At 54.2% G+C, this 15,181-nt stretch carries 11 protein-coding genes; 5 read left to right on the forward strand and 6 right to left on the reverse strand.

Annotation, left to right across the window (positions count from 1 at the left end; all coding sequences use genetic code 11):
• Positions 1 to 85: 85 nt before the first annotated feature.
• Positions 86 to 5,077: a cadherin-like domain-containing protein gene (locus tag O77CONTIG1_RS02135; RefSeq protein ID WP_172799628.1), complete on the reverse strand. Its 4,992-nt coding sequence runs from the start codon at positions 5,075 to 5,077 to the stop codon at positions 86 to 88.
• A 111-nt stretch (positions 5,078 to 5,188) separates the two neighbouring features.
• Between O77CONTIG1_RS02135 and O77CONTIG1_RS02140 the strand changes: the two genes are divergently transcribed.
• The gene (locus tag O77CONTIG1_RS02140; protein ID WP_068507690.1) at positions 5,189 to 6,205 is read left to right on the forward strand and encodes an IS4 family transposase; all 1,017 of its coding nucleotides are present in this window, start codon (positions 5,189 to 5,191) and stop codon (positions 6,203 to 6,205) included.
• A 906-nt stretch (positions 6,206 to 7,111) separates the two neighbouring features.
• Here O77CONTIG1_RS02140 and O77CONTIG1_RS02145 read toward each other — a convergent pair.
• A complete protein-coding gene (locus O77CONTIG1_RS02145; RefSeq protein ID WP_068507692.1) occupies positions 7,112 to 7,510 on the reverse strand; it encodes a VOC family protein in 399 nt (132 codons plus the stop codon).
• Positions 7,511 to 7,759: 249 nt separating this feature from the next.
• Here O77CONTIG1_RS02145 and ureC point away from each other — a divergent pair, with 249 nt between their 5' ends.
• The 4 genes from ureC (at position 7,760) to O77CONTIG1_RS02170 (ending at position 12,369) form a co-directional block, all read left to right on the forward strand.
• A complete protein-coding gene (gene ureC / locus O77CONTIG1_RS02150; RefSeq protein WP_068507694.1) occupies positions 7,760 to 9,469 on the forward strand; it encodes an urease subunit alpha in 1,710 nt (569 codons plus the stop codon).
• Positions 9,470 to 9,839: 370 nt separating this feature from the next.
• Positions 9,840 to 10,283, forward strand: a complete 444-nt coding sequence (locus O77CONTIG1_RS02155) for a hypothetical protein (protein ID WP_068507696.1) — start codon at positions 9,840 to 9,842, stop codon at positions 10,281 to 10,283.
• Positions 10,284 to 10,722: 439 nt separating this feature from the next.
• Positions 10,723 to 11,892: an LL-diaminopimelate aminotransferase gene (locus O77CONTIG1_RS02165; RefSeq protein ID WP_068507700.1), complete on the forward strand. Its 1,170-nt coding sequence runs from the start codon at positions 10,723 to 10,725 to the stop codon at positions 11,890 to 11,892.
• A 144-nt stretch (positions 11,893 to 12,036) separates the two neighbouring features.
• A complete protein-coding gene (locus O77CONTIG1_RS02170) occupies positions 12,037 to 12,369 on the forward strand; it encodes a hypothetical protein (protein WP_068507701.1) in 333 nt (110 codons plus the stop codon).
• A gap of 28 nt (positions 12,370 to 12,397) precedes the next feature.
• Here the strand turns inward: O77CONTIG1_RS02170 and O77CONTIG1_RS02175 are convergent, their stop codons facing one another.
• The 4 genes from O77CONTIG1_RS02175 to O77CONTIG1_RS02190 all read right to left on the reverse strand — a co-directional run bounded on the left by O77CONTIG1_RS02175 (position 12,398) and on the right by O77CONTIG1_RS02190 (position 15,135).
• On the reverse strand, positions 12,398 to 12,793 hold the full coding sequence (locus O77CONTIG1_RS02175; RefSeq protein ID WP_068507702.1) for a hypothetical protein: 396 nt from the start codon (positions 12,791 to 12,793) through the stop codon (positions 12,398 to 12,400).
• 335 nt (positions 12,794 to 13,128) lie between these two features.
• Positions 13,129 to 13,437 carry a hypothetical protein gene (locus O77CONTIG1_RS02180; RefSeq protein WP_225894666.1) on the reverse strand — a complete coding sequence of 103 codons (309 nt, stop codon included), beginning with the start codon at positions 13,435 to 13,437 and terminating at the stop codon, positions 13,129 to 13,131.
• Positions 13,438 to 13,919: 482 nt separating this feature from the next.
• A complete protein-coding gene (locus tag O77CONTIG1_RS02185; RefSeq protein WP_068507704.1) occupies positions 13,920 to 14,333 on the reverse strand; it encodes a heavy metal-responsive transcriptional regulator in 414 nt (137 codons plus the stop codon).
• Positions 14,334 to 14,427: 94 nt separating this feature from the next.
• Positions 14,428 to 15,135, reverse strand: coding sequence for a glutathione binding-like protein (locus O77CONTIG1_RS02190; protein WP_068507706.1), 708 nt, complete (start codon positions 15,133 to 15,135; stop codon positions 14,428 to 14,430).
• Positions 15,136 to 15,181: the final 46 nt, after the last annotated feature.

Genomic DNA, 15,181 nt, shown 5'->3' on the forward strand with positions numbered 1-15,181 from the left:
GACAAAACACGAGGCAAATAAGATAAGACCGCAGGAACTGCAACTAGAGGGTATCTGGAAATATCCAGAAAGATCCAGATACCTTCTAGAAAATAAAGTGACGAGCTTGCAGGGTGTTTGCATTTACGGCTTCTAGCACGCCCAGGGTCGCAAACTGACCCCCAATTTTGACATCCACTTGAGTATCTGCACCCACCTGACGGAGACGGATGTTACTCATGGAGCCACGACCTCGGAAGATGGCTCGCAGGTCGATGCGATCGCGCACGATCTCAAAGTCTGTAATAATATCGCCAAATTCAGACTTCGAGCGATAGATGAACAGGTCCTTCCCTTGTCCACCGGTGAGGCGATCGCGTCCTTCACCGCCGATGATCCGGTCGTTGCCGCGGCCCCCGTTAATCACGTCGTCGCCTTCGTCACCTACTAGCAAATCGTTGCCACCGCCGCCGTTTAGCGTATCCCGACCCGTGCCGCCAAAAATCCGATCTCGACCGCGCCCCCCGTTGAGGAGGTCATCGCCTGCTCGACCGTAGATCAGGTCGTTGCCGCCGCCGCCGTTGATGATGTCATTGCCATCTCCGCCGTCTAGGTCATCGTTTCCAGTGCCGCCGTTGAGGATATCGTCGCCTTCATCCCCTCGCAGAACATCAGGATCGCTGCCGCCGTTGATGATGTCGTTGCCGCCTCGACCGTAGATGATGTCTCGATCACTAAACCCGTTTAAGATATCATCTCCATCGGTTCCGATGACGATATCTGCTCCTGAAGAGCCATTAATCGTGTTCTGGGATGCGATTTGGATGGTTGTTGTTGCAGGTGTACTGGTGCTGATGCCATCGCTGACTACAACAGTAATAGTGCGATTGGTTTGGTTGACTGAGCGGGCAGAGTTGTTGTAAGCAATTAAGGCGATCGCCAGCTTGTAATCTGCCAAGGATGCCGCACCGCTTAAAATCAGTTGCCCTGTCGCAGGGTTATAGGCAGAGGCAGTAATCCCTGGTGGCAGAGCACCCCGAATGCTAAGGCTCTCCAACGTGCCATTCGGTCGATTGACCAACGTAATCACAGCCTGCTGAAGGATCGTGCTGTCGGGATCGCTGATTGTTAGGTCAGGATCGGCGATCGCTACTGGAAAACCCTTCACAAAGCGGGTTTGATAATCCCGCCCAGAAGCACCGCTACTATCATCTGCATCCAAATCGATCGTAGGGGGCAGGTTTCCGCTCCCTCCCGTCACTGTAATGCTCAGCGTCGAGGTATCCGTCCCACCGTTGCCATCGCTAACCACATAACTCACAGGTGGCACCGGCCCTGTGTAGCCAGCAGCCGGAGTAAACGTAAACATACCACTGGCGTTGATGGTCAACGTGCCAATCCCAGTCAGGTTAGCTGTTTGTCCAGCGGTATAAGTGGTCGTACCAATCGTGAACTGGGTGATGCTGAGCGGGTCACCATCGGCATCCGTCGCATTCGAGAGTAGGTTGCCATTCAGCGGCGTATCTTTCGCAACGCTGAGGGTTTCATTCCCATCAAGAGGGGCACTATTGGACGGAGTAACCGTGATGCTGAGCGTAGAGTCATCAGTGGTTTCTCTACTATCCATGACAGTGTAGGTCACAGTTGGCACGGGCCCCACGTAACCCGTCACTGGAATAAATGTAAATGTGCCGTCTGCCTCAATAGTTAATGTGCCTACGCCTGGCAGAGTAACCGTATCCCCAGCACTGTAGTAGATACTATTGTCAATAGTGAACTGGATAACGCTAAACGAATCACCATCAGCATCCGTCGCATTTGCCAGCAGGTTGCCGCTCAGCGGCGTATTTTTTGCAGTGCTGAAAACTTCATCTCCATCTACCGGCGGATCGTTGACCGGAGTAACAGTAATGCTCAGCGTCGAGGTATCTGTCCCCCCGTTGCCATCGCTAACCACATAACTCACAGGCGGCACGGGGCCGTTGTAGTTTGGCGCTGGGGTGAAGGTAAACGTGCCATTGGCGTTGATGATTAGTGTGCCCACGCCAGGAATGGTGGCGGTGTCTCCAGCCGTATAGGTATCTGTGCCAATGGTGAACTGAGTGATGCTGAGGGTGTCGCCATCCACATCCGTCGCGTTGCTCAGCAGGTTCCCAGTCAGCGGGTTGTCTTCTGCGACGCTGAGGGTTTCGTTTCCATCGATGGGTGGATCGTTGACTGGCGTGACCGTGATGCTCAGCGTTGAGGTATCTGTCCCCCCGTTGCCATCGCTAACCACATAACTCACAGGCGGCACGGAGCCGTTGTAGTTTGGCGCTGGGGTGAAGGTAAACGTGCCATTGGCGTTGATGATTAGTGTGCCCACGCCAGGAATGGTGGCGGTGTCTCCAGCCGTATAGGTATCTGTGCCAATGGTGAACTGAGTGATGCTGAGGGTGTCGCCATCCACATCCGTCGCGTTGCTCAGCAGGTTCCCAGTCAGCGGGTTGTCTTCTGCGACGCTGAGGGTTTCGTTTCCATCGATGGGTGGATCGTTGACTGGCGTGACCGTGATGCTCAGCGTTGAGGTATCTGTCCCCCCGTTGCCATCGCTGACCACATAGCTCACAGGCGGCACCGGCCCGTTGTAGTTCGGCGCTGGGGTGAAGGTGAACGTGCCATTGGCGTTGATAACCAGCGTGCCCACGCCAGGAATGGTGGCGGTGTCTCCAGCGGTGTAGGTGGTGCTGCCAATGGTGAAGGTGGTGATGCTGAGCGGGTCGCCATCGGCATCCGTCGCGTTGCTCAGCAGGTTGCCGCTTAGGGGGTTGTCTTCGGCAACGCTGAGGGTTTCGTTTCCGTCAATCGGTGGATCGTTGACCGGAGTAACAGTAATGCTCAGCGTCGAGGTATCTGTCCCCCCGTTGCCATCGCTGACCACATAGCTCACAGGCGGCACTGGCCCGTTGTAGTTCGGCGCTGGGGTGAAGGTGAACGTGCCATTGGCGTTGATAACCAGCGTGCCCACGCCAGGAATGGTGGCGGTGTCTCCAGCGGTGTAGGTGGTGCTGCCAATGGTGAAGGTGGTGATGCTGAGCGGGTCGCCATCGGCATCCGTCGCGTTGCTCAGCAGGTTGCCACTCAGGGGGTTGTCTTCTGCGACGCTGAGGGTTTCGTTGCCATCGATAGGTGGATTATTAACGGAAGGAACGTTGATACCGATCGTAGAGGTGACAGTGTTGCTATTTAGCGTGCCGTCGTTGGCAATGAAGGAGAAAACACGGGGTGAGGGGCTGGGGGACGAAGCCGTGTTGTTGTATTGGAGGGATTGCAGCAGGGCGCTCACTGCTGCGTTGGAAAGATCGCCGCCGCCATTCCGAGTAATTGTGAGGGTGGCCGTTGTGCCAGAAATGGAAACGCTGACTGCGAAGGTCGTGGAGCCAATTGTCACGGTTCCACTGTTGGCAGTACCTAGGATAAAAGGCGTGCCGCCAATGGAGAGGACTTCGTTGTTGCCATTGGGGGCGTTGACAGAGATGGTGAGTGTTTCGATATCTGCGCCGTTGTTATTGGGGTCGAAGCCGGAGGCATTCGGCGCTGTGATGGCGATCGCACTGCCTGTAAAAGTTGCCTGAAAGTTGAAATCATTCGGGCCACCCGTGATGTTGAAGGGGTCGAGGTTGAGCGTAGGAGCCAAATTGCTACCACTCCTCACAAAGATGCCGCCGCCTGCCACCAGATCCAGGCCCCCTTGTCCTGAGGCACTAGAACTGTTCAGGGCTGCATCCGTCAAGTTCACTAAGTCCGTACCCACATCATTGGGGAAAACGGAGTAGCCAAAGAAGGTTTGCCCTGCGCCAATACCCAGGGCCGAATAGCTCAGGAAGACTCCGCCAATATTTTGAGCACCAATATTGGAACTGAAGCGGGGGTTGCCTCCTGCGCCCATGTCATTCAACACAGCAGTGGCTAGGTTGAAGCCTGAAGCCCCCCAGGCCATTGCGGGCACAACCTGTAAGGGGCCGTAGGCAGTTGGATTGCCGCTAGCATCTACGGCTGTAATTGCGGCAATCGTCAGTGGGTCGTTGCCGCCTCGCTCTAGCAAAAGGAAGCCGATGTCGTTGAGGTTGGCGGCGGTGGGAGCCGTGAGGCCACCGCTGGCGATGAAATCGATCCGTTCGATGTTGTTGATATTGTTGTCGCCCTGATTAGCAAAAACGTTATCAACCCCTCGATTGATCACATTGCCCAGGAGCGCCTGCTCCATCGTGTTGATTCGCGATGGCCTCAGGTTGAGGACGTTGCCAGTTGAATTCAGGTTTTGTACTTCGTACCAGAAGACCTGACGCCCCTCGGGGTTGGAGACACTGGGATTGGGAATACGCCGGAGCCTGACCTGATCGACAAGCTGGGCTAGGTTGTAGGTGGATGATGCAGCGGTGAAGCCAGAAATGACGAGATTGTTGTTGGTGCCGACTGGAAAGTTGTAGGTGTAGAGTTCGTTAGCAGTGGCATCGCCGTCAGGGTTGCCGACTTCGTTGGCAGTGTAGGTGCTGGCGTTGTCCGGGAGGTCTACGTAGTTGGCGATGATGCCGCTGATACTTACAGGAGCCAGAAGACCTGGATAGCGGTGGGCAGCCGCCGCCGCAAAGGGCAGGGTGATAGGGAAAGCGCTCGTCTGGATGTCGAGATGCCAGGTGCCGCCGAGGTCTGCATTGCCCACGGGAACTGAGGATGCGGCGATGTTAGCCCCCGTGAGGTGGTGGAGGGTTTCGACAAAGGCGGTGCCCACTTCACCCGCAGCCACGTTGCAACTGTAAAGCAACAGGTCTAGAGGAGATTGGGAGATTTTTCGGCGCTGACGGATATGGCGCAGGGCTTCACGGCAGGAGTGGAGAGTGTCCTGGCTGAGTTGGGTATTTCCCAAAAAGATGCGACCGGGTGCGCCGTGGGCCAGGATATGAACCTGCTGGAGATGGGGGAACTGCTGTAGCCACTGAATGAGGGTTTCGACCCCATTTTGCGTACGGTCAACGACTGCAACTTGAATGTGTTTGCTGGTGTTTTGAAGAAGTTGCTGGACGTTTTCGACCGCTGAGTCCACCAGGAGAAGAGACATTCCTGCGATATCCATGCGACCAGAAGTGTTGAATGATAGCAAATATGTTTAAAAAAATAGCCCCTAATCGTGTAAACTAGAGGCTATAAAAAAGAAAATAATGTTAGTATCATGATATCAAACTTTCCTGAGATCGTCAAAAAGCATCTGGGCCACCTCGCCACGGATGACTATCCGGTTCTCAACAGCTTTCTATTTGTTTCTATTTGGCTCTCCTTGGTTCTCGATCAGAGTCAAAGCAGTATGAGGAGCGTCTTCAAGCGCTTAAATATTCGTGGCATCAAGGTCAAGATTTCTACTTTTTCTAAAGCCAGCAAGAACCGTGATCCCCAGATACTTTATGATCTTTTTTGGGTATTGAAGCAGGAACTCCACAAAAGGCATAAGATTGATGCTGCAAAGCTGACTTTATTTCCGCTGGATTCAACCATTGTTAGTTTGACGAGCAAGTTGCTCTGGGCGCAGGGTATTCACCAAGTAAAGCTGTTTAGTGGTTTAGATTTAATGACACATGAGCCGGGGGGTGTTTTCATCCACTTTGGTCAAGGTCATGACAGTAAACATGGGAAGGAAACGATCGATGCTGTGCCTGATAATAGTGTCGGGGTCATGGATCGGGGCTTTTTTAGCCTAGCTCGAATTCGCTATTTACTGAATCAAGAGAATCGCTACTTTATCGTCAGAATCAAGAATAATATTAGTCTCAAGATGCTAGAAAATGGCAACTTCTTGATTGGCACGGGTAAGGAGCAAGTTGAAGCACGGGTTGTCGCCTTTTGTGATTTAGAATCACAAACAGAATATCGCTTGTCAACGAATCTACCGATAGGGGGAGAAAATACCATTTCCAATGAGGAAATTAGCGAATTTTATCGTTTGCGTTGGCAGATAGAGTTATTTTGGAAATTTCTGAAGATGCATCTGAAACTAGATCGACTAATTACTAAGAATGTGAACGGGATTGAGATGCAGATTTATGCGTGTTTGGTAGCTTATGTGATTTTGCAATTGGTGACAATTCCGAAAGAATTTGGCAACAAAGTATTAGATAAGCTACGATATTTACAGGCTTTTATGTGTGAAAATATCAGTTATGCCCACTGGCTCCAAAAATTAGTGTTTTGTTGACAAAACCAGCTTGCCACAGGATTAGTGTGTCTATTTTTAGAAAAGAAAATCTTAAGATTCAACACTTTTGCCATGCGACTGCACATGACTTTGAAGAGGCTAGATTCTTGAGTTTTTGCTTGAGTTTTTGCTTGAGTTTTTTCCTTGAGCTTTTTGTTAGACTGCCCTAATAAGAACAGCTCCTAGCAGACTCACTCAAGCAGCGTTTCAGGAAATGGGAAGTTGCGACTAAAAATCGATTGAATCCAACTTAATAAAGCCGAGATATTTCTGAACCTATTTACACCAGCAAAATCTGTTCCGGATATTGAAGCCCAAGATTTGGCAGCGTAAACATGGCTTGAAAGTATTAGGCTGCGATCGCCCTTTTCTCAAATACCGATTAAATGAAACTGGAATTGTTCATCGAGCTTTCTGCGAGCTTTCTGTATAACAAGTTGCAAACGCCGCCCTACATTTAGGATACCCAGCCTGTTAGGATTTCGTATATCGCGAGATTTACGGATAAGCAGCTTTATCAAAGCTATTTGGAGTAGTGAAAATACGTGTTGTTACGGGTGACTTGAGGTTGAGTGTCGAGGGGGCGATGGTGATTCGAGATTTACCTGGGTTTTTACAGAAGTAGTTTCTATTAATTGGAGAGATGAACCTTCTGCTAGGCGGTAAGGCATTCGTAATTTCGCTGAAGCAGCAGCATAAAAATCAACGAATGCACAGCAAAATCTTTAGGGAAAATCTCGATTGCTGGTTTGAGCAACGTTTCCCTGAATTCTTTTGAACGGAGTAAATCCATAAAGCCACGCAGTAAACGGTAGAACCGCATGGCCCCTAAACTGGCTAAAAACTGGCTAAAAAGTCCGTAAAGCCAGCAGGTTTATCACCTCAAAGATCAGTAAATTGCCGCTTTTACTCCAACGCGGCATCCCAAAACGTCGCTTCAATCTTGTGCCCGTCCAAATCGCGGACAAAGCAGCCATAGTAGGCAGGGCTGTAGTGTGGGCGGGGGCCGGGTTCTCCGTCGGACGTGCCCCCTGCGGCGATCGCCGCCTCATAGAAAGCATGAACTGCCTCCTTGCTTGCCGCGATGAAGGCGACATGCACCCCGTTGCCTGTAGACGCGGGCTGCTCGTTAAACGGGGTCTGAATCCAAAATTCGGGAAACAGCTTGCCATAGGCCGCAGCGCCAGGAAATTCCTCAATCTTGCGGCAGCCCAGCGTTGGTAGCACCTGGTCATAGAAAGCGACAGCCTGCTCGAACTGGTTCGTGCCTAGGGAAACGTGAGAGAGGATGCTGGGAGTGTCCATGATGGGGAGCGATAAGGGCGCGTTGGGGGGTGGAGGGATTGTTCGTACCGCCAAAGACTGACTCAATAGTACGGGGGTACGGACTCCTGGGGCGATCGCCGTTAAAAAGCTTAACTTTTGCCGCCAATTGGTCTGTTTGGCTACGCCCTGTGCTACATTCTGCGAGTTAAAAGAAGAGGGTTGATTTTGCTGCCTTTCATCCTCAAGTAGCAACGCCACCCCTTGACCCCTGACCCCCAAACTCCAGCTATGAGCTATCGCATGGATCGCCGCGCCTATGCGGAAACCTTTGGCCCAACCGTGGGCGATCGCGTCCGTCTGGCCGATACCGAACTGATTATCGAAGTCGAGCAAGACTTTACCACCTACGGCGACGAGGTGAAATTTGGCGGCGGCAAGGTGATCCGCGACGGCATGGGGCAATCGCCCATTTCCCGCGAAGGCGGCGCAGTGGATGCGGTGATTACCAACGCGCTGATTTTGGACTGGTGGGGCATTGTCAAAGCCGATGTAGGCATCAAGGACGGACGCATCGTCGGCATTGGCAAGGCGGGCAACCCCTATATTCAGGACAATGTGACAATTGTCATTGGCCCGTCTACGGAGGCGATCGCCGGGGAGGGCATGATCCTGACGGCAGGCGGCATTGATGCACATATTCACTTCATTTGTCCGCAGCAGATCGACGTGGCGATCGCCTCTGGCATTACCACCATGATTGGCGGCGGCACGGGCCCTGCATCGGGCACCAATGCCACGACCTGCACGCCCGGCCCGTGGAACATTTATCGGATGCTGGAAGCGGCGGAAGCCTTTCCGATGAACCTGGGCTTTTTGGGCAAGGGCAACTCGGCAAAGCCGGAAGGCCTGCGGGAGCAGGTAGAAGCGGGGGCGATCGGGCTAAAGCTGCACGAAGACTGGGGCACGACCCCAGCGGCGATCGACACCTGCCTCAGCGTGGCTGAAGAATATGACGTGCAGGTGGCCATCCACACCGACACGCTGAATGAAGCGGGCTTTGTGGAAGACACCCTGGCCGCCTTTAAGGGGCGCTGCATCCACACCTACCACACCGAAGGCGCAGGCGGTGGCCACGCGCCGGACATTATTAGGGTCTGCGGCGAACTAAACGTGCTGCCCTCCTCCACCAACCCCACCCGCCCCTACACCGTGAACACGCTGGAGGAACACCTCGATATGCTAATGGTGTGCCACCACCTGGATCGCGGCATTCCCGAAGACGTGGCCTTTGCCGAGTCGCGCATTCGCCGAGAGACGATCGCCGCTGAGGACATCCTGCACGACCTGGGAGCCTTCAGCATTATTTCCTCCGACTCGCAGGCGATGGGCCGCATCGGCGAAGTGATCACCCGCACCTGGCAAACGGGCCACAAAATGAAGGTGCAGCGCGGCCCGCTGTCGCAAGATTCCGAGCGCAACGACAACTTCCGCGCCAAGCGCTACGTGGCGAAATACACCATCAATCCGGCGATCGTCCACGGCATCTCGGATTACGTCGGCTCGGTAGAAGTGGGCAAAATCGCCGATCTCTGCCTATGGCGACCCGCCTTCTTTGGTGTGAAGCCGGAACTGGTGATCAAGGGCGGACTGATCGCCTGGGCGCAGATGGGCGATGCCAATGCCAGCATCCCCACGCCGCAGCCCGTCCACATGCGGCCGATGTTTGCTAGCTTTGGTGGGGCGATCGCCAACACGTCCTTTACCTTTCTGTCCAAGGCAGGCGTGCAAAACGGCATCCCCGAAAGGCTAAAGCTCCAGCGCGAAGTGCTACCCGTGACGAATATTCGCCAGGTGACCAAAAAAGATCTGAAGCTGAATGACTATACGCCGCGTATTGAGGTCGATCCCGAAACCTACGAAGTCCGCGCCGATGGAGAACTGCTGACTTGCGAGCCTGCCACCGTGTTGCCGATGGCCCAGCGCTATTTTCTATTTTGAGCCAGTCGAGCCATTCAGCTTCATATTCCCGATTGCCAGAACACTTCCGATTGCCAGATCAGTCATTTGCATAGGTCAGTTGAAGAAGTGGCCTATCCTACCGGGCACTTGAGGAACTGTCATAGGATTTGGCTAGTCCTCAAAGATACATGACACGATCAGATCATCGGATGGGTTGGGATCGCGCTGGTTACGGGTATCGCCGAAACTCGGATTGTTATCAACTCTTAGAGTGAGCTTTTGGCGGAGGACAAAGGATTTCGGACGGGTTTGGAAGAAAGCCCGGAAGCAGGGTGGCCCGAAATCAATCCCGAACTCAGTTCAGTGGCGATCGCCCCTCTCGCTGAGTGTATGGGGAGTAAATCGGAACATGGCACGTAAAACAGCTTTTCAAAAGAGTGGATTTCATATCAACTGGCAAATTGTGCCCACGGCCGCGCTGGGCGTGCTGGCGATGTCGCTGGCGGCAATGGCCCAGGTCACCACACCGCTGCAAGGAGAGCAGGTGATTAGCGGCACCTCTGGCGGGTCGCAGGCGAGCAGTTGCGGCTTTGTGGGCGATCGCCCCGTGCAGACCGTGCGCGTCACCGAAGCCTTTACCTCACTGCGGTTTCGCGTTGAGGGCGGCGGCCGACCCACGCTGCTGATTCTGGGAGCCGATGGCAGCGTCAAGGGCTGCGCCCGCGCCACCAACTTTTCTAACGGCGTAATCGAGGCATCAGGAGCCTGGGAGCGCGGCAACTACTCGGTATTCGTCGGCGATCTGGATCAGGGCAGCCGCCATCCCTTCCGCCTGACGATTGTACAAAACTAGGTGGACATCTCGAAGTTTCCCTTGAAGGAGGCTTTCTAGAGAGCGGTTCGGAGCGGCTTTTTAACTGAGAAGAATTGCCATACAGCATTTTCTTGCCTCGTGAGGCACATGCTGCCCTCACGAGGCAAGGGCTTATTGACCATCCGTGTGCCTCACTAGCTTCAAAAACGCTGTAGCGGGAACCGCAGGCTATCGTGCTGCGTCAGGGTTAGAAACCTGGAGGTTTTCCTGAGAATCGTTGCCTGAAAAGTTGCCTGAAAACGGGTGTGAAAATTTAGCGCTTGAAGTTGCGTTTGAGGTTGCGCTCGGTGCGTTAGGGTGGGGATAGGGTTGCTGTCCTCACCCAATTTTTTGAGAGCGGGATGGCAATGTGGCATGATGTCAAATCTCAGCATCCGCTACTGCAACACCCCAAACCCCTTTTTCCCTCAGGCCCAAAATGCAATTCGCCAATCGCCTCCAGCCGCTGCGTAGCAATGTCTTTGCCGATATGGATCGGGCCAAGGCGCGGGCCCGGGCGCTGGGGCGTGAGGTCATTGACCTGTCGCTGGGATCGTCAGATTTGCCTACGCCGCCCCATGTGCTGGAGGCGATCGCCCAATCGTTACCCGACCCTAGCACCCACGGCTATCTGCTGTTTCACGGCACGCGGGCGTTTCGAGAAGCCGCCGCCCAGTGGTACACGCAAAAGTTTGGCGTGGCGGTTGATCCTGAAACAGAGGTGCTGCCGCTGGTCGGTTCTCAGGAAGGCACGGCGCATTTGCCGCTGGCGGTGTTGAATCCGGGCGATTTTGCGCTGCTGCTCGATCCGGGCTATCCCTCCCATGCGGGCGGCGTGTATCTGGCGGGCGGGCAGATTTATCCCATGCCGCTGCGGGCAGAAAATGGATTCCTGCCCGTGTTTGACGATGTGCCTCCGCCCGTGCTGGCGCAGGCGCGGATGATGGTGCTGAGCTATCCGCATAACCCCACAGCGGCGATCGCTCCGTTTTCTTTCTTTCAGCAGGCGGTCGAGTTTTGCCAGCAGCATGACCTGGTGCTGGTTCACGACTTTCCCTATGCAGATTTGCACTTTAGCGCCACGCCGCCGCCCTCGGTGCTGCAAGCCGACCCGCAAAAGCACTGCTCTATCGAGTTTTTCACGATGTCTAAGTCTTACAATATGGGCGGCTTTCGCGTGGGCTATGCGATTGGCAATGCGGAGCTGATTCTGGCGCTGCGGCAGGTAAAAGCAGCGGTGGATTTCAACCAATATCGCGGCATCTTGAACGGGGCGATCGCCGCGCTGACGGGCCCGCAAGACACCGTGCAAACTGTGGTAGACACCTTCCGGCAGCGGCGCGATGTGTTCCTTCACGCCCTGCACCGCATCGGCTGGGCCGTGCCCATTCCCAATACGGCGATGTATGTCTGGGCAAAGCTGCCAGAACCCTGGGGCGATCGCTCTATCGACTTTTGCGCTCAGTTGGTCGAAGCCACAGGCGTTGCCGTTTCCCCCGGTGCAGGCTTTGGCAAATCCGGCGAGGGCTATGTCCGCTTTGCCCTGGTTCACGATCCCGCTATTTTGGAAACCGCCGTAGACCGCATCGCAAGTTTCCTGACGCAATAGGAGAAACTTTTGCAGATTGAATTTCGTCTGCTAGAGAGGCAATGGTTTAGCACGAAGTAGGATAAGATGCGGCAAAGGAGCAGGTCAGAAGCAAGTGGCGATCGCCCTGATCATTGCCAAAGTTACTTTTTTTATCTTACCTGGTTGGGCCCACTGGCGCTGCTGTTGGGAGCGCTCTACGTTTTTTTCAATCTGTTTGCAGTGGGCTGGGCGGGCTTTTTTGCCTGGTTTCTCAGCCTGGAGTTGGTGCTGATCGTTCATTTGGCGGCGGCGGCGCTGCTGGTGGGAATGTCGCTGCTGTTGCGCGTTCAGGGGCGATCGCTCGACCGCTGGTTTTGGCGCGGACTGACCTATTATGCGCTGCTGCCGCTGCTGGGATTTGCGATTGCCCTTTGGCTCCAGGGCGCAGGCCCAGCATGGCAGTCGGTGGTCAATCTGTTTCAGTTTCCAGTTTTATCTGACTGGCTAGGCCGATAGTTCCAGACTTTTCATTCCAGACTTTCCACTAATATTTACGACCCAAAATCCAGGGCATGAGCGCAAACAAAAGCAGCATTCCATAATAAACTGTTCCAGAAACCGCATCGCGTGACGTGATTACTTCTAACGGCTGCATTCCTCGCAAAAACACGCCAACTCCAAAGTCGGCAATTAGCATAAACAACAGCGCAATAAACCCGACTCCTAATCTTTGAAATGGCTCTGCGCTGCTGAGGTATTGCTGATTTATCCACCAGGCTGCGATTAGAATTGCAACCAGCATAAAGGGCATCTCTAATAGCTCTGCGGTGCGCTCTCCAAGGCGCGGCACGATTAATAAAACCCGGATTGTTCCTAACAAAAACCCGGTGGCGAATAGACAGGCAAAATAGGCGATCGCCGGTTTAAGTAGGTTCATCATTCGTCAACCTCTGCGGCTGATAGTTCCTCCAGCGTAAAGCCCAACAAGTCGCAGCGTGCTTTCATCTGGGTCGTGTAAAGCTTCGGTTTGTTCTGTCTAAGATCCCAAATCGGGGAATTAGGCTGACAATTGTCCGCATAATACCCCTGTTTCAGGGAGTTAGGCAGACGGCTTCACAAAGGTTTCAGATAAGTGGGGCTGATGAATTAGGCGCGATGCAGCGTTAGGCGCAGTTGCCCTGTTTGAAATTTTCGATTGGGGAGTTTGGATTTTGGATTGACAGACTAGTCCGCCAAAATCCAAAATCCAAAATCCAAAACCGCCCTTATCTGTTCTTACTCGTCTTGCTGATTCGCGCCAGGGTTGCGCCTGACCTCGCGGTGCAGGCAGCGCAGCACCTCGCCGGGTTGCTCGGCGTTGAGGACGATGCCGTTGGGCGGGAATTCTAGGGCGCGGGTCCACTCGAAGCGTTCGGCATAGCGGAGCAGGTGCAGCCGGTCGATGGCCAGTTGCGCGTCTTCGGGTAGGCCGATGATGTAGTGGCGCAGGCGGCGACGGTGGGGCAGTTCGCAGGTGAGCGGCGGCAGCGAAAACTGGGTCGCCTCCAAGCGTGGGGACGACCAGGTGTATTGAACTGTCAGCATTTGGGGTTTCCTCCTTGGAAACGAGGTAGGGAAACCCCGAAATGTTGGCCGCCCCCGGAGGTGAAGCACTGGGACAGGGCGGCCTACAATGGACGCAGCCCTGAGACAGGTACGCGCTGTCGAGGGGTCAGGCGTTGGTGGGTGTTGGCTGCACCTGCCAATGCCGTGGATGACTAAACGACCAAAATTTCGGGGGAAAGGTAAGCCGCGTCGAAGGGAATCAACGAGCAGCTTGATGGACGATTGTACTGGATGCGATCGCCCCCGTCAATTGCCCGATCAAAAGAGGGCGACTCAACCCGAGATTTGAACTCGAGCAGTAAGTTCGAGTCGTAACCCGCCACCAAGGCGCTCAAAAAAGGGCGACTCAACTCGAGATTGGAACATCGGTGGACAATGGCGCGACCAGCGCAATGGGCGATTACGGGAGAAGGTTGGGTGGCGCAATCTGAATAAACCTTAATCCGTTAATCTCCAGAATCCTAACTCTGCTGGATAATCGGACAGATTGTTTCCGCTGAAGCGGTTGGCGCTACCTGCCAGCCGGACAGCAACCCGCCTAGTTCTTGCTTGAGAATTTGAAGCTGTTGAATCTGCTGCTCGATTGCAATTAACTTATCTTCTAGCTTTTCACGAATATGATCACAAGGTAAGTTCCCTTGATCATAGACTGCCAGGAATTCCTTGATTTCCATCAGGCTCAACCCCAGGCTTTGGGCGCGTTTGATGAAGCGCAGCCGAGCCAATACGTCTGGGGCAAATAGCCGATAACCGCCTTCTGTTCTGCCAGAGATTTTCAGCAAGCCCAACTCGTCGTAGTAGCGAATCGTCTTGATTGGCAGACCACTTGCTCTAGCAACTTCACCAATTCGCATTGTTTTTTCGCACGTTAGCATACTCGATTCCGCCAGATTCGTACTCCCATGATAAACCCTCCAGTTGGCTGGAGAGATGAGGCAGGATGGAGTCTTGGAGAGCGAGTGAAGCTGTCTATTCTCCGGGTTGCGAGATCGAGGCGGCGGTTTGCCCGAAGAGGATTTTGCGGCTGTCGTCGTTGACGGTGGGGGTGTTGCTGAAGGGCTGCCCCTGCTCGTAGGCGCGGATCACGGCGGGGCGATCGCGCATCGTTTCAAACCAGCGTTTCAGATTGGGGAAGTCCTCCAGGTTTTGCTGCTGCCGCTCGTAGGGCACAATCCACGGATAGCAGGCCATGTCTGCGATGGAGTATTCACCCGCAATATACTCGCGTCCCTGGAGCTGCCGATCGAGTACGCCGTAGAGCCGATTGGTTTCGTTCACATAGCGGGCGATCGCATAGGGGATTTTTTCTGGCGCATATTGCGAAAAGTGATGGTTTTGCCCAGCCATCGGCCCCAGCCCGCCCATCTGCCAAAACAGCCACTCGGTGACGGTCTTGCGCCCGCGCACAGTGTTCGGCAGAAACTGCCCCGTCTTTTCCGCCAGATACAGCAGAATCGCGCCTGACTCAAAGACGGAAATCGGCTCGCCACCATCGGCCGGAGCGTGGTCGATGATGGCAGGCATCCGGTTATTGGGTGCAATTTTGAGAAAGTCGGGCTTGAACTGGTCGCCCGCGCCAATGTTGACAGGCACGATGCGATAGTCGAGTCCGGCTTCTTCTAGAAAAATCGTGATCTTGTGTCCGTTTGGGGTGGGCCAGTAATAAAGTTCGATCATGGCAATTGCACCAGTGTTAAGGGGGGTGAAATCACGCAGTCAGGCA

The sequence above is a fragment of the Leptolyngbya sp. O-77 genome, assembly GCF_001548395.1.
Lineage (GTDB): Bacteria > Cyanobacteriota > Cyanobacteriia > Elainellales > Elainellaceae > Thermoleptolyngbya.